Annotated in this window: 13 protein-coding genes and 1 tRNA gene; 10 read left to right on the top strand and 4 right to left on the bottom strand. The window is 60.1% G+C overall.

The genetic code is table 11. The features are described from left to right. Position 1 precedes the first annotated feature (1 nt). The 9 genes from ACO07N_RS24320 (at position 2) to ACO07N_RS24280 (ending at position 10,397) form a co-directional block, all read left to right on the top strand. On the top strand, positions 2-1,051 hold the full coding sequence (locus ACO07N_RS24320; protein ID WP_421983473.1) for an ester cyclase: 1,050 nt from the start codon (positions 2-4) through the stop codon (positions 1,049-1,051). After that, on the top strand, positions 1,048-1,815 hold the full coding sequence (locus ACO07N_RS24315) for an SDR family NAD(P)-dependent oxidoreductase (RefSeq protein WP_421983472.1): 768 nt from the start codon (positions 1,048-1,050) through the stop codon (positions 1,813-1,815). The genes ACO07N_RS24320 and ACO07N_RS24315 overlap by 4 nt, the downstream gene beginning before the upstream one ends. Then, positions 1,815-2,846, top strand: a complete 1,032-nt coding sequence (locus ACO07N_RS24310) for a LacI family DNA-binding transcriptional regulator (protein ID WP_421983471.1) — start codon at positions 1,815-1,817, stop codon at positions 2,844-2,846. Before ACO07N_RS24315 ends, ACO07N_RS24310 begins: the two co-directional genes overlap by 1 nt. Beyond that, positions 2,833-3,801: an ester cyclase gene (locus ACO07N_RS24305; RefSeq protein WP_421983470.1), complete on the top strand. Its 969-nt coding sequence runs from the start codon at positions 2,833-2,835 to the stop codon at positions 3,799-3,801. The genes ACO07N_RS24310 and ACO07N_RS24305 overlap by 14 nt, the downstream gene beginning before the upstream one ends. Positions 3,802-3,820: 19 nt before the next feature. Continuing rightward, entirely contained in the window at positions 3,821-4,786 is a 966-nt protein-coding gene (locus ACO07N_RS24300; protein WP_421983469.1) for a cupin domain-containing protein, read from the top strand. Between the two features lie 42 nt (positions 4,787-4,828). Further along, positions 4,829-5,962: a cobalamin-independent methionine synthase II family protein gene (locus ACO07N_RS24295; RefSeq protein ID WP_421983468.1), complete on the top strand. Its 1,134-nt coding sequence runs from the start codon at positions 4,829-4,831 to the stop codon at positions 5,960-5,962. After that, the gene (locus ACO07N_RS24290) at positions 5,959-6,654 is read left to right on the top strand and encodes an alpha/beta fold hydrolase (protein WP_421983467.1); all 696 of its coding nucleotides are present in this window, start codon (positions 5,959-5,961) and stop codon (positions 6,652-6,654) included. The genes ACO07N_RS24295 and ACO07N_RS24290 overlap by 4 nt, the downstream gene beginning before the upstream one ends. Then, the gene (locus ACO07N_RS24285; RefSeq protein WP_421983466.1) at positions 6,651-7,346 is read left to right on the top strand and encodes an RraA family protein; all 696 of its coding nucleotides are present in this window, start codon (positions 6,651-6,653) and stop codon (positions 7,344-7,346) included. The genes ACO07N_RS24290 and ACO07N_RS24285 overlap by 4 nt, the downstream gene beginning before the upstream one ends. Before the next feature lie 258 nt (positions 7,347-7,604). Next, on the top strand, positions 7,605-10,397 hold the full coding sequence (locus ACO07N_RS24280) for a bifunctional aconitate hydratase 2/2-methylisocitrate dehydratase (protein WP_421983465.1): 2,793 nt from the start codon (positions 7,605-7,607) through the stop codon (positions 10,395-10,397). Between the two features lie 85 nt (positions 10,398-10,482). On the opposite strand, the gene fumC is transcribed toward ACO07N_RS24280, so the two are convergent. After that, positions 10,483-11,877 (bottom strand): class II fumarate hydratase, encoded by a 1,395-nt coding sequence (fumC, locus tag ACO07N_RS24275; RefSeq protein WP_421983464.1) that lies wholly within the window; start codon positions 11,875-11,877, stop codon positions 10,483-10,485. 19 nt (positions 11,878-11,896) lie between these two features. On the opposite strand from fumC, the gene ACO07N_RS24270 reads away from it, so the two are divergent. Then, positions 11,897-12,346 (top strand): hypothetical protein, encoded by a 450-nt coding sequence (locus tag ACO07N_RS24270; protein WP_421983463.1) that lies wholly within the window; start codon positions 11,897-11,899, stop codon positions 12,344-12,346. A 462-nt stretch (positions 12,347-12,808) separates the two neighbouring features. On the opposite strand, the gene ACO07N_RS24265 is transcribed toward ACO07N_RS24270, so the two are convergent. The 3 genes from ACO07N_RS24265 to ACO07N_RS24255 form a co-directional block, all read right to left on the bottom strand. After that, positions 12,809-12,884 (bottom strand) — tRNA-Thr (locus ACO07N_RS24265). Between the two features lie 280 nt (positions 12,885-13,164). After that, entirely contained in the window at positions 13,165-13,986 is an 822-nt protein-coding gene (locus tag ACO07N_RS24260; RefSeq protein ID WP_421983462.1) for a TrmH family RNA methyltransferase, read from the bottom strand. Positions 13,987-14,228: 242 nt separating this feature from the next. Then, positions 14,229-14,732 (bottom strand): PaaI family thioesterase, encoded by a 504-nt coding sequence (locus ACO07N_RS24255; RefSeq protein ID WP_421983461.1) that lies wholly within the window; start codon positions 14,730-14,732, stop codon positions 14,229-14,231.

Raw genomic sequence — 14,732 nt, 5'->3', positions numbered from 1 at the left:
AATGGACAGGCATACCCGCCATAAAGAGCTGATCGCGCCGCTTCGTGCAGCCATGTACGACTTCGAGGAGACCGCGGTCCGAGGCGCGCTTGCCGATCTCTGCACGCCCGATGTCCTGTTCAGATTGTGCCACCCGTTCGGCGATACGGCGGGAACGGACGCCTTTTACGAGAAGGCCTATGCGCCGCTGTTCAGGGCGATCCCGGATCTGGAGCGGCGCGATACCATCGTCATGGCCGGACCGACGCCGGAGGGCAACGACTGGGTTGGTTGCGGCGGGTATTATACCGGATCTTTCGACCGGCCCTTTCTGGATATTCCGGCAACGGGTCACCAGCTGGCCATGCGGTTTCACGAATTCTATCGCTTCGTCGACGGCAAGGTTGTCGAGTTCCAGGCGCTTTGGGACATTCCGGAGGTAATGATGCAGGCAAGCGCCTGGCCGATGGCACCGAGCCTCGGGCGCGAGTGGCACGTGCCGGGTCCGGCGACCGAGGACGGCATTGTGCCGGGGCCTTATGACGAGGCCACCGGCGCAGAGACCTGCCAGCTCATCATCGACATGCTGGAACACATGAAACGGCACCCGTCGCAGGGTGGACCCGAGGTCATGGAGATGCCGAAGTTCTGGCATCCGCGGATGAGCTGGTACGGGCCGTCCGGAATTGGTACCGGCCGCGGCATAAACGGCTTCCGCAAGTGGCACCAGATCCCGTTTCTGAAGGCCATGCCGGATCGCGGCCAGTATGTCGACCAGATCGAGTACCACTTTTTCGGCGACCGCAACTATGCGGCCGTGACCGGGTGGCCCGACATGATCCAGTCCGTCACGCATGACGGCTGGATGGGGATTGCACCTGCAGGCAAGAAGATAACCATGCGCAGCCTTGATTTCTGGCGGGTGGAGAAAGGCCTGATCCGCGAAAACTGGGTTATGGTCGATCTTCTCGACGCTTATGCGCAATTGGGTGTTGACGTTTTCAACCGACTTCGGGATTTCAACAAGGCCCGCACGGGCTTTGACCCAGAAACCGGAGTTGCGCTTCCATGATCGACCTGCCTTCCACTCCCAGCTTTTCACTTGCCGGCAAAAAGGTGCTCGTCGCCGGGGCGTCGTCGGGGATCGGCCTTGCCTCTGCCGTGGCGCTGGCGGAGGCGGGGGGAGATGTGGTTCTCGTAGCGCGCAGGACCGACAAGCTGGACGAGGCCGTCGAGGCGATCCGTGCGAAGGGCCTTGCTGCCTCGGCGCTTCAACTGGACGTCGCCGATGTCCTTGAGGTGCAGGTCAGCATCGACAAACACGGCCCGTTCGATGTTCTTGTCAACAGCGCCGGGCTGGCACGCCACAGCGCAGCCGTCGATACCACCCCGGAAGACTTCGATGCGGTGATGAACGTGAATGTGCGCGGGGCATATTTCGTGACGCAATGCGTTGCGAGAGGCCTGATTGCGGCAGGCAGATCCGGGTCACTGATCAACATGAGTTCGCAAATGGCGCATGTCGGCGGTATCGACCGCGCGGTCTACTGTGCGTCTAAATTCGCGGTCGAGGGCTTCACCAAGGCCATGGCGCTCGAGTTCGGGCCGCACAAGATCCGGGTCAACACGATCTGCCCGACTTTCATCCGCACGCCGCTGACCGAGCAAACCTTCGACAATCCGGACCGGGTCAAGTGGATCGAGGAAAAGATCAAGCTTGGCCGCACGGGTGTCGTCGAGGACATCATGGGGGCGGTGCTTTATCTTGCGAGCGATGCCTCCTCGCTGGTGACCGGGACATCTCTTCTCGTGGACGGAGGTTGGACGGCAGACTGATGCGCTCCGAAAAAGTCACTTCCGTAGATGTCGCCAGGAAGGCCGGTGTCAGCCAGTCGGCCGTCAGCCGCGTGTTCACGCCGGGGGCGTCGGTTTCACCTAAAATGGCCGACAAGGTGCTCAAGGCCGCGAACGAACTCGGCTACCGTCCCAATGTGCTTGCTCGCTCCCTGATCACCGGCCGGTCGAAGATCATCGGTATGGTGGTGGCCTATCTTGAAAACCAGTTCTATCCGGATGCATTGGAAAAGCTGTCCACGGCTCTCCAGGAACACGGCTATCACATCCTGGTCTTCATGGTCTCCAACGATGATGCCAGCGTCGACAAGGTGATGGGAGAGCTGCTCGACTACCAGGTCGACGGCATCATCACCGCATCCGTGGGCATGTCCAACGCGCTGGCCGCACGATGTTCGGCCGCCGGGGTTCCCGTGGTTCTGTTCAACCGTGGCCAGGACGATGACAGGCTCAACCAGGTGACGTCCAACAACCTCGCCGGCGGACGCAAGATCGCGGAATTCCTGCTTGCCGGCGGCCACCGGGAAATCGCCCATATTGCCGGCTGGTCCGGTTCGTCCACCGGGCGCGACCGCGAGGCCGGGTTCCGCGCCGGACTGGCGGCGGCCGGTCTAGAGCCGGTTGCCTGTATCGACGGCATGTACAATCGCGAGACTGCAGCCGCAGCGGCCCGCGAAATCTTTTCCGCCAGCAACCGTCCCGATGCCGTCTTCGTCGGCAATGATCACATGGCCTTCGCGGTCATGGACGTACTGCGCTTTGAACTCAAGCTGGACATACCGGGCGACGTTTCGGTCGTCGGATATGACGATGTGTCCCTGGCGTCCTGGCCTGCATACGACCTGACAACCCTGCGTCAGCCCTCGAACCGGATGGTGGAGGCAACGGTCTCCACGCTTCTCGGCTGGATCGAAGAGGGCCGCAACGATGTCCGGAAAATTCAGATTGACGGACCGCTGATGATCCGCGGTTCCGCCCGCATACCCCAAGGATGGCCCGATGAAAGGCTTTGACCCGCGCTGGAAGGACTTCCCCGATTACATCATCGGAATCACCAGGGAAATCTGGGAAGAGCGCAAGATTGCGACGCTGCACCACTACTATTCGGACGATATTGTCGTCCGCTCGCCCGCGTCCGTTGTTGTCGGAAACAAGGATGTCATCGGGGCGACCATGGCAACGCTGGCCGAGTTTCCGGACAGGACCCTGCTTGGGGAGGACGTGATCTGGTCGGGCTCGCCGGAAGACGGAATGCTTTCATCTCACAGGATCATATCGACCGCGACACATCTTGGCGATGGCGTCTATGGTCCAGCCAGCGGCAAGTCGCTCCAGTACCGGATCATTGCCGACTGTCACGCCATCGACAACCAGATCAACGACGAATGGCTCATCAGGGACCAGGGGGCGATCGTCCGTCAGATGGGCTGGGATCCGAAGGATTATGCGCGCGACCTGATTGCACGGGAAGGCGGCCCGGAACACTGCGTTCATCCCTTCACACCGGCCATCGACAAGCCCGGACCCTACAAGGGCATGGGAAACGACAATGAATGGGGCGAACGCTACGCGGACATCCTGACGCGCATCATGGGTGCAGACATGGCGGTCATCGAGGCGGAGTACGACCGGGCCTGTGCGCTGTTTTACCCGGGCGGTGTCAACGGTCATTCCTGGGGCGCTGCCGATCGCTTCTGGATGGGGCTGCGCGCAAGTTTCCCATCCGCCGAGTTCCGGATCGAGCACCGGATAGGCCGGGACGACCCGTCGATGCCGCCGCGCGCCGCCATTCGCTGGTCCCTCAACGGCAAGCATGACGGATGGGGCGCCTTTGGCGAACCCAGCGGCGCGCAGGTCCATGTCATGGGCGCGTCGCATGCCGAATTCGGGCCCTGGGGTCTGCGCCGCGAATACACGCTTTTTGATGAAACGGCGATCTGGAAACAGATCGCCCTGAAAACCGGATAACTTGAAAGCAGGTTTGGTCATGAACCCTGAAGAAATGGAAACCCGGATCGTACGCTACGGAGACCTCAAACCCTGCCGTACAGCTTTCATCGACGCCCACACGCCCGGATCGGATCAGAAAGAGAACTTCACCATCATCGGTGGCGGCGTCTCCGAAAGTCCGGACCAGCATGTCCACATCAAGGACACACCGGGTTTCAACATCGGTGCCGCGGGCCAGCCGCCCAAGTGCCGGAACTCGCTGCATTCGCATACGACCGCGGAAGTCTTCTTCGTGCTGAAGGGCAGGTGGCGCTTCTTCTGGGGGCGCTGGGGAACGGCGGGCGAGGTCACGCTTGAAGAAGGCGACATCTTCAATATCCCGACCGGCATTTTCCGCGGATTTGAAAACATCGGTACCGACTACGGAATGATCATGGCGATCCTCGGCGGTGACGATGCCGGAGGCGGGGTCACCTGGGCGCCGCAGGTCATCGAGGATGCCAGTGATCACGGCCTGATACTGGGGCAGAACGGCGTTCTCTACGATACCAAGAAAGGCCAGTCGCTTCCTGAAGGCGTCAGCCCGATGCCGCTTCTGAGCGACGAGGAACTCAAGGCGTTTCCGGAGCCCGGAAACGATGCTATCGTGAAGGATTATGTCGCGCGCTACTGGGACATGATGGCGCTCAGTGCCAAGTCACCCTGCCGGGTGATCGGCGCGCACGGCCTGTTGAAGGACAGGCCTGGGTTCGAGGTCGACTTCCTTTCCCGCGGATCGCTTCCCGAGACGCCCTATAGCCTCAAAAGCCATGAGATCCTGATGGTCATGCGTGGCCACTGGAAGCTCGCTTGGTCCGGCGGTGAAAAAGTGCTGGCACCGGGCGACACCTGTGCCGTGCCGCCGGGACTGGAGCATTCTCTGGTTCCGTCCATGAGCGGCGAGGCAAGCCTTTACCGCGTCATGAACACCGATGACCCGGCTGGGCCGACCTGGGTGGGATAACAACAGAACGGCGTTGACCCGTCGGAAAAACTGGGGGGACCCATGAGCAAGATCGATGTGACCCATGTCGGCTCGTTGCCGCGAACACAGGAAGTCGTTGATTTCATTTTTGCCCGGGAAAAGGGCGAGCCATTCGACCAGGCCGCCTTCGACGCGGCGATGGCATCGGCCGTTTCGGAAACCGTGCGCAAGCAGGTTGATGCGGGTGTGACGATCGTCAGCGACGGCGAGACCTCGAAGATCTCCTACGCTACCTATGTAAAGGACCGGTACACGGGGTTTTCCGGTGACAGCCCGCGCAACGCACCGGCGGACCTGAAGCTCTACCCGAGCTTCCTGAAGCGGATCGCGGAAAGCGGAGGAACGCCTCAATACGCCCGCCCGATGTGCACGGGAGAAGTGCGTTCCAAGGGACAGGGGGAACTGATCAAGGACATCAAGCATCTGAAGGATGCGATGGCGACACACGGCGCGGCGGCCGGTTTCATGAATGCCGCGTCGCCCGGCGTGATTTCGCTTTTCCTGCAAAACGATCACTATCCGACGCGCGAGGCGTATCTGCAGGCCCTGGCCGATGTCATGAAGGACGAATACGAGACGATCGTTGCCTCGGGTCTTGCTCTCCAGCTCGACTGTCCTGATCTCGCGCTGTCCCGGCACATGCTGTTCACAGACCTGTCGGACGAGGAGTTCCTGAAGATCGCAGCAAGCCATGTCGAGGCGCTGAACCATGCGCTGCAGAACATCGATCCGGCAAAGGTGCGCATCCATATCTGCTGGGGGAACTATGAAGGCCCGCATGTCTGCGACATTTCCATGGACAAGGTCTTTTCGACGCTGATGTCGGCGCGTGCGCGCTACGTTCTGTTTGAAACATCCAACCCGCGCCACGCGCATGAGTGGACGGTGTTCCGCGACCGCAGGTCGGAGATCCCGGACGACAAGATCCTGGTGCCGGGCGTTGTCGACACGACCACCAACTTCGTCGAACACCCTGAAGTGGTTGCGCAAAGGCTTGACCGGTTCGTCGGCATCGTCGGCATGGACCGGGTGATCGCCGGTTCGGACTGCGGCTTCGGCACGTTTGCGGGCTTTGGCGCCGTCGATCCCGAGATTGCCTTTGCAAAGCTCAAATCCCTGGCGGATGGGGCTGCCATCGCGGAGGCGCGTGCGTGACACCGCTGGTCCTGCTGCCGGGAATGATGTGCGACGCGCGGCTCTATGGGCCGCAGATCGCCGCATTGTCCGGCAGCGTTCCACTCCATCTGGCCCCCATCACGGCCTTCGACACGATCCACGCTCTCGCGGAAGACATTTTGAAAAAGGCCCCGCCGGCATTCGCCCTGGCCGGACTTTCCATGGGTGGGATCGTCGCGATGGAAGTTTACCGGCAGGCACCGGACCGCGTCTCCCGGCTGGCGCTGCTCGACACCAACCCGTGCGCGGAACTCGAAGACGTCCGGCGGCGCCGCGAACCCCAGATCGACGCGGTACGGGCCGGCGGTCTGCGCGACGTCATGCGGGATGAGCTCAAACCCAACTACCTTGGCAACGGGCCGCTCCGGCAGGATGTCCTGGACACGTGCATGACAATGGCACTGGATCTCGGACCCGATGTTTTCGAACGTCAGTCCCGGGCCCTGCAGCGCCGTCCGGACCAGCAGGAAAGCCTCAGGTCGGTCGATGTTCCGACGCTGATCCTGATGGGCAAGGAGGACCGGCTCTGCCCATTGGACCGGCATGAACTGATGCACGTGCTTGTGGCAGGTTCTGAATTGACGATCATCGAGGGGGCCGGGCATCTGCCGACCCTGGAGCAACCCGAGGCCGTCAACGCGGCCTTCAAGAGCTGGCTGGACATTGCATGAATACCGAGCTTCTGGACCTTCTGAAATCCGTCGACACACCGACCGTCTGCAATGCAATCGAAGTGGCGCAGGGCAGGCGCGGCTTCAACCGTTTCACGCGTGGGACGATGCTCGCTTCAGATCCCGCGGCGGGAGCCATGGCTGGCTATGCGAGAACCGCCAAGATCTCCGCGCTGGCACCGCCGACCGAACCGGCGGATGTGATCAAGACCCGGCGCATGGACTACTACCGCTACATGTCCGAAGGCCCTCGGCCGGCGCTCACCGTGGTCGAGGACGTCGACTATCCGAATGCAATCGGCGCCTATTGGGGCGAAATCAACACGACCGTTCACAAGGGGCTCGGGCTCTCCGGGGCCCTGACCAACGGTGTCATGCGCGATCTCGGTGATCTACCGGAAGGTTTTCTCGTTGTTGCCGGATCCGTCGGACCGAGCCACGGCTTTGTCCACGTGAAGGAAATCGACATACCGGTGAAGATCTTCGGGCTGGACATTCGTCCGGGAGAACTGGTGCACGCCGACCGGCACGGGGCGCTGGTCATCCCCGAGGACGTGATACCGGTCCTGGCTTCCGCAATCGGCAAGCTGCTGGAGACCGAAAAGCTCGTTCTTGAGCCCGCGCGTCAGCCCGGCTTCGATTTCGAAAAATTCCAGGAAGCCTGGGCGGCATTCGAAAAGGCCAGAACCTGACGACGGGCCGCCAGCACCGATCCGCAAGGCAGGACCGCGCGTACCGGGCCGAGTGCTGTCAATTCGGCTGATTTTGGTATATTCGGAGCCGCGTCACGCGGTCTGCTGCGACCGCAATTGAATGCGCGTTGCGTGATCTGTTCTTGCATTCCGGTGAGAAATAGTATACCGCCGCATACAATTCATTTTGTCCGGCTTCCGGCGCCTCTCTGGAGGCTGCGCCGAAGCATCAAGAAACCCCAGTTCCCGAGGACGCTCATGAGCCTGTACACCGCCTACCTTGAAGAAATCGAAAGCCGCAAAGAGCAGGGGCTGCATCCCAAGCCGATCGACGATGGCGCGCTTGTGAGCGAGCTCATCGCGCAAATCAAGGATGCCGGCAACCCGCACAGGCAAGATTCCCTCAAGTTTTTCATCTACAACACGCTTCCCGGAACGACGAGCGCCGCAGGTGAGAAGGCGCGTTTTCTGAAAGAGATCATCCTTGGCGATGCCGTGGTTGAAGAAATCTCACCGGCATTCGCGTTCGAACTGCTGTCGCACATGAAGGGTGGACCGTCCGTCGAGGTCCTTCTCGATCTGGCGCTCGGAGACGATCAGTCGATCGCACAGGCTGCCGCCGATGTCCTCAAGACACAGGTCTTCCTCTACGAAGCCGACACGGACCGCATCAAGGAAGCTTTTGCCGCCGGCAACGAGATCGCCAGGGACATTCTGGAAAGCTACTCCAAGGCCGAGTTCTTCACCAAGCTTCCGGACGTCGACGAGGAAATCAAGGTGGTGAGTTTTATTGCCGCCGAAGGAGACATTTCCACCGATCTCCTGTCCCCGGGCAACCAGGCCCACTCCCGCGCCGATAGGGAACTGCACGGCAAATGCATGATCTCGGAACGGGCGCAGCAGGAGATCCAGGAGCTGAAGCTGCAGCATCCGGACAAGCAGGTGATGCTGATCGCCGAAAAGGGCACCATGGGTGTTGGGTCCTCGCGCATGTCGGGCGTCAACAACGTGGCGCTATGGACGGGCAAGCAGGCCAGCCCCTATGTTCCCTTCGTCAACTACGCACCAATCGTTGCGGGCACGAACGGCATTTCACCGATCTTCCTGACCACCGTCGGCGTTACCGGCGGGATCGGCGTCGACCTGAAGAACTGGGCCAAGAAGCTGGACGAGGACGGCAATCCGATCCTGAACAATGACGGCAACCCGGTTCTGGAACAGAAATACTCGGTGGAGACGGGAACCGTCTTGACCATCAACACCAAGAGCATGAAACTGCTGAACGAAGCCGGCGACGAGGAACACGCCGATCTGAGTTCGTCCTTCACGCCGCAGAAGCTTGAATTCATCAAGGCCGGCGGGTCCTACGCAATTGTCTTCGGCAAGAAGCTGCAGAGCTTTGCCTGCGAAACTCTCGGGATCGAACTGAAATCCGCCTTCGCACCTTCGAAGGAGATCTCGCATGAAGGGCAGGGCCTGACGGCGGTCGAGAAGATCTTCAATGCAAATGCACGCGGCGTGACACCGGGTGCCGTGCTGCATGCCGGATCCGATGTCCGGGTCAAGGTCAACATCGTCGGCTCGCAGGATACGACGGGTCTGATGACCTCCCAGGAACTTGAGGCGATGGCCGCGACGGTTCTGTCTCCGAGCGTCGACGGCGCCTACCAGTCCGGCTGTCACACGGCATCTGTCTGGGACTTGAAGGCGCAGGCCAACACGCCCAAACTGATGGCGTTCATGCACAAGTTCGGCCTGGTCACGGCGCGCGATCCCAAGGGCGTCTACCATTCCATGACGGACGTCATTCACAAGGTTCTGAACGACATCACCGTGGATGACTGGGCGATCATCATCGGCGGTGACAGCCACACACGGATGTCCAAGGGCGTGGCTTTCGGTGCCGACTCCGGCACAGTGGCGCTTGCCCTTGCAACCGGAGAGGCGACCATGCCGATCCCCGAGTCCGTCAAGGTCACGTTCAAGGGGACCATGGCCGAGCACATGGATTTCCGCGATGTCGTCCATGCGACCCAGGCGCAGATGCTGAAACAATTCGGCGACAACGTCTTCCAGGGCCGCATCATCGAGGTTCATATCGGCACGCTGCTGGCCGACCAGGCCTTCACCTTCACCGACTGGACCGCGGAGATGAAGGCAAAGGCCTCCATCTGCATCTCCGAGGACGAGACGCTGATCGAATCCCTGGAGATCGCGAAGCACCGTATCGAGATCATGATCGAAAAGGGCATGGACAACGACGCGCAGATGCTGCGCGGCCTTGTTGACATCGCCGAGAAGCGGATCGCTGAAATCCGGTCCGGTGAGAAGCCGGCTCTCGCCCCCGACGCCAATGCCAAGTATTTCGCGGAAGTCGTTGTCGACCTCGACGAAATCAATGAGCCGATGATCGCCGATCCGGACGTGAACAACGCCGATATTTCCAAGCGTTACACCCATGACACGATCCGGCCGATCTCGCACTACCGGGCCGAGAAGAAGGTCGATCTCGGTTTTGTCGGCTCCTGCATGGTGCACAAGGGAGACGTGAAGATCGTTGCCCAGATGCTGCGCAATCTGGAAAAGGCCTCCGGCAGCGTCGAATTCAACGCCCCGCTCGTTGTCGCCGCACCGACCTACAACATCATCGACGAGTTGAAGGAAGAGGGTGACTGGGCGGTTCTGCAGAAATATTCCGGCTTCGAATTCGATGACACGGCGCCGAAGAGCACGGCGCGTACGGAATATGAAAACATCCTCTATCTGGAGCGTCCCGGCTGTAACCTGTGCATGGGGAACCAGGAAAAGGCCGCCAAGGGCGACACCGTTCTTGCCACGTCCACGCGCCTCTTCAAGGGCCGTGTTGTCGAGGACTCCGATGACAAGAAGGGCGAATCGCTGCTCGCCTCGACACCGGTCGTGGTTCTGTCCGCCATTCTCGGCCGCACGCCCACGATCGATGAATACAAGACGGCTGTCGAAGGCATCGACCTGACCAAGTTCGCGCCGCCGCTCCAGAAGCCGCTGGACACCCAGTCCGTCCATTTCTAAGGCCGAGGGCTCGCCATTGCGCGCGAGCCTTCAAAGATCTGAAACGTTTGCCCGGCACGAAGGTTTCTCGTGCCGGGCTTTTTCGTCAGTTCGGACCGATCATCTTCTCCGGGTGCACGAGCCTGTCGAATTCCGCTTCCGTGACATGGCCGAGCTTCAAGGCTTCCTCGCGCAGCGACGTGCCGTTCTTGTGCGCGGTCTTGGCGATTTCGGTTGCCTTGTCATAGCCGATTGCAGGCGCAAGCGCGGTCACCAGCATCAGGGACCGCTCCATCAGATCCTTGATGTTGTCCTCGTTGGCCGTGATGCCGGTGACGCAGCGGTCGGTAAAACTGACACTGGCGTCTGCCAGAAGCCGGATGGATTGCAGCATGTTGTAGGCCATGACGGGCTTGTAGACGTTCAGTTCGAAATGTCCCTGGCTGCCTGCAACCGACATCGTCGTCTGATTGCCGAAGACCTGCGTGCAGACCATGGTCATCGCCTCGCACTGGGTGGGGTTGACCTTGCCCGGCATGATCGACGATCCGGGCTCGTTTTCCGGAAGCGACAGTTCGCCCAGCCCGGAACGCGGGCCGGAGCCGAGCAGGCGGATGTCGTTGGCGATCTTGAACAGCGACGCGGCGACCGTGTTGAGGGCGCCATGGGCGTAGACATAGGCGTCGTGGGCGGCGAGGGCCTCGAACTTGTTGGGTGCCGTCCGGAAGGGGAGGCCGGTGATCTTGGCGACCTCGGCTGCGAAGTCTTGCGCAAAGCCTGCCTTCGTGTTCAGCCCGGTGCCGACGGCCGTGCCGCCCTGTGCAAGGTCAAAGAGCCCGTCCGAGGCTTCCGTGGTCCGCCGGATGCTCATCTCCAGCTGAGCGGTGTAACCGCCGAATTCCTGGCCGAGCGTGAGCGGTGTCGCGTCCTGCGTGTGGGTCCGCCCGATCTTGACGATCTCCTGCCACTGTGACGACTTGGCCGTGAGCGCCGAATGCAGGTGCTGCAATGCCGGCAGCAGCCGGCGATGGATCTCGCGCGAAGCGGCAATGTGCATGGCCGTCGGGAAGGTGTCGTTGGACGACTGGCTCATGTTGCAGTGATCGTTCGGGTGAACCGGGGTCTTCGTGCCGATCTCGCCGCCGAGGATCTCGATCGCCCGGTTGGCGATGACCTCGTTGGCGTTCATATTCGACTGGGTGCCCGACCCGGTCTGCCAGACGACAAGGGGGAAATTGTCGTCGAACTTTCCCGATGCGACTTCTCCGGCGGCGCGGTCAATCGCGTCCGCGAGGTCGGGATCAAGCTTGCCCTGGTCGCGGTTGACGCGTGCGGCGGCCTGCTTGATCACGCCGAGCGCATGGACCAGCGGCAGTGGCATGGTCTCACCGCCTATCGGGAAATTGATCAGCGAACGCGCGGTCTGCGCGCCGTAATATTTGTCCGCCGGAATTTCCAGGGCTCCAAAGGAATCGCTTTCAGTGCGGACGGGTGTGGACATTTTCACCTCTCGGGATTTCATGGCTTTGAGCGAAACCTTTTCGCGGCTTATCGCAGTGCTCTGTGATCGTCAGAAAACCTTAGCGCGGACCGGTGCGACAGGGTCTTGCCAAACCATACTGCGGGACGCGGTGCAGCGATATGAGGAAACACGGAAGGAGAAGCCAATTGATGGAACAGGCGATTTCGTCGCCGATTTATCGGCCGATCTGCACCGGCTGCAAAATCGCAAATTCTGGGAAAAACTGGTGCCGGCAGCAGAATTCGAACCCGCGACCCCGAGATTACAACACTATTTTTATTTCAATAAAATCAGAAACTTATGTTGGGTCGCAGGTGTGATCAGCATCGAAAGTCACACGAGAACTACAGCAAATCGTTACTTCTTGTCTTCGACGTATAGCGTGACCGTTGCTCTTGAAACTTTCCAAGAGGGTGGATCAGACTGTTTCCGCATGTGCTGTTTCTGATTGTACGTTCTTGTCTAAATTGGGACCATTTGACCTGGATAAAATATGAACTTCGTTTTTGATTTCTTGTTTTTGGTGTTGTTTTTGTTGTTCGCGATCTTCGGCGCAGCGGCCGGGGCCAACTTCGACAGTATCTTTAGAGACAGAAAAGAAGACAATTTGATTTTTAACGCGATTTCTTATGTTCCAAGAGCTGCATTGAGTTTGATTGGAATAAGACAAACTTCGTTTAATACGTCGATCTGCAGTGCCCTCTTGGCTTTATGTATTTTTTTGTTTTTTTGGCTCGTTGTACATCCACTCAGCGTTGTTTGAGCTGTTTCAAGCCAGACTCTTCAGCTGGAGACCGCGATTTCTGTCAACGCTCACACGTGTGAGATGTGAGGACAAAGAACAGGTGCTTTGTTCTCTTTCTGTCTTCTTGTAAGAAAGGAAATACGTTAATAATTTCAATGGAATGACTGGTGCCGGCAGCAGGATTCGAACCCGCGACCCCGAGATTACAAATCACGTGCTCTACCAGCTGAGCTATACCGGCGCCGGGGATGGCTTCTACCAGATTGGACGCGCTTGTCCATGGTTGAAAGGAAAAAATTGGCATGTGCTGCCAAAATTTCCCGCAAGCCTCTCTAACATCAGCTGAAATCTGATCTCTGCTGTGGATAATCGGGCGATTTGACAGGTGGCGTTTTCCGCGGGTGCCGATTGCGGGGGGTAGCTTCGCAGGAATTGACAAGCCGTTGCGCGCCGCGCTCCGATGCCGTCCCGGCGACGACCTGGAACCTTCTGGGGAAACGCCTGGTTTATGACCGTACGGCCTAAAGAGCCATCTTCATGCGGGCGACATAAAGCGACAGGACGGCGGCGTTGGACACGTTGAGCGAGCGGATCTCACCGGGCATGTCGAGCCGGGCCAGAAGACCGCAAGCCTCGCGCACACCCTGGCGGACGCCTTTTCCTTCCGAGCCAAGAACCAGCACGGTCTTGTCGGTGAAGGCCGTGTCTTCCAGGCTGGCCGGGCCATCGCTGTCGAGCGCAATGCAGCCGAAGCCCTTGTCTTTCATCTCGGCCACAAACCTTGCCATGTTCTTCACGCGCACATGCTTGATCATGTCGAGCGCGCCGGACGCCGACTTGGCAAGGACCGGGCCTTCTTCCGGCGCATGGCGCTCCGTGGTGACAACGGCGTCGGCATCAAGGGCAACAGCGGATCTGAGGATGGCGCCGACATTGTGCGGGTCGGTGACCTGATCGAGCGCCAGAACCAGACGCGCTCCTTTTAGGTGTTCCGCGCCATAGGCGGGCAGGGGATCGGCTTCCAGGATCATGCCCTGATGGACCGCGTCCTTTGTCACCATGCGGTCCAGCGCGCGCGGCATCATCGTTTCCACCGGCACGTCAATCGTAACGCCGCGCTCCACCAGGCGATTTTGGGCGTTCTCCGTGGCAAAGAGCTTCAGCCGCTTGCGGTCCTTGTTGGCAAACGCGGCCTCGACCGTGTGCAGGCCGTACAAAAGGACCGGCCCTTCCGGCGGCAGACCGGGCCTGCGGGGCGCGGGCTTGCCGCCGGTCTTCTTCTTATAGAAAGGCTTCTGGCCCGAACGCTGTCCGGGGCGGCCAGATTTGGAGGTATCCGTCATGGCGATTGCTGTAGCGGCAAATCCGGCGGAGGGGAAGGGTGTATGTTCTGGTCTTTATGCGCATGGGCAGAAACAGCAACTGCCGTCCCGGCCTCGAGCCGGGACCCTTTGTATTTATGCATTCGGCCCCGGATCGAGTCCGGGGCGGCAAAAAGATAGATGTTTGCTACCAGGCGCGAGCGCGGTCCTCGCTTCGAGCAGGGACCAATGGCTCGGACCAGCTCAGCCTTTCAGTTCTGACTTCAAGAAGGCTTCAAAATCATGCAGCTGACGGTGCCATGGGCAATCAGCTTGCCGTCCGCGTTTCTGAGATCGCCTTCGGAGGTTGCAAGGCGCGAGCCGCGGTGGAGGATCCGGCCTTCGCAGATGACTTCGCCGCTGGTGGCCTGAAGCGGGCGGACCATGTTCACGTTGAGCGACGTGGTCGTGTAGAACTCGCCCGGTTTCAAGGTGGTGTGAACGGCGCAGCTGAGCGCCGTATCCATAAGAGTTGAGATCCAGCCGCCGTGAACGGTTCCGAGCGGGTTCAGAAACTCTCTCGCCGGAAGGCCGGTGAAGACGGCGCGGCCCTCCTCGAATTCCTTCATTCTTATATTGGAGTGGATCATGATTGGCGGTGCGGGCAGGTCACCGGCCATCATCTGCCGGAAAATGTCGAGCCCGGTCATCTCCGAAAAGGCCGTTTTCGGCAGAGCGCCGATCTCATGGGTGGTGCCGTTTTCGGTAATCGTGTCCGTGCTATTCAT

It is taken from the genome of Roseibium sp. (genome assembly GCF_965229775.1).
Lineage (GTDB): Bacteria > Pseudomonadota > Alphaproteobacteria > Rhizobiales > Stappiaceae > Roseibium.
This window is presented reverse-complemented; position numbering and strand designations above follow the sequence as displayed.

Bases quoted from the DNA above. Each gene is read 5' to 3' on its own strand.
- ACO07N_RS24320 (WP_421983473.1), top strand. From the start codon at position 2: ATGGACAGGCATACCCGCCATAAAGAGCTGATCGCGCCGCTTCGTGCA.
- ACO07N_RS24295 (WP_421983468.1), top strand. From the start codon at position 4,829: ATGAGCAAGATCGATGTGACCCATGTCGGCTCGTTGCCGCGAACACAG.
- ACO07N_RS24310 (WP_421983471.1), top strand. From the start codon at position 1,815: ATGCGCTCCGAAAAAGTCACTTCCGTAGATGTCGCCAGGAAGGCCGGT.
- ACO07N_RS24300 (WP_421983469.1), top strand. From the start codon at position 3,821: ATGAACCCTGAAGAAATGGAAACCCGGATCGTACGCTACGGAGACCTC.
- fumC (WP_421983464.1), bottom strand. From the start codon at position 11,877: ATGTCCACACCCGTCCGCACTGAAAGCGATTCCTTTGGAGCCCTGGAA.
- ACO07N_RS24255 (WP_421983461.1), bottom strand. From the start codon at position 14,732: ATGAATAGCACGGACACGATTACCGAAAACGGCACCACCCATGAGATC.
- ACO07N_RS24280 (WP_421983465.1), top strand. From the start codon at position 7,605: ATGAGCCTGTACACCGCCTACCTTGAAGAAATCGAAAGCCGCAAAGAG.
- ACO07N_RS24285 (WP_421983466.1), top strand. From the start codon at position 6,651: ATGAATACCGAGCTTCTGGACCTTCTGAAATCCGTCGACACACCGACC.
- ACO07N_RS24305 (WP_421983470.1), top strand. From the start codon at position 2,833: ATGAAAGGCTTTGACCCGCGCTGGAAGGACTTCCCCGATTACATCATC.
- ACO07N_RS24315 (WP_421983472.1), top strand. From the start codon at position 1,048: ATGATCGACCTGCCTTCCACTCCCAGCTTTTCACTTGCCGGCAAAAAG.
- ACO07N_RS24260 (WP_421983462.1), bottom strand. From the start codon at position 13,986: ATGACGGATACCTCCAAATCTGGCCGCCCCGGACAGCGTTCGGGCCAG.
- ACO07N_RS24270 (WP_421983463.1), top strand. From the start codon at position 11,897: ATGGCTTTGAGCGAAACCTTTTCGCGGCTTATCGCAGTGCTCTGTGAT.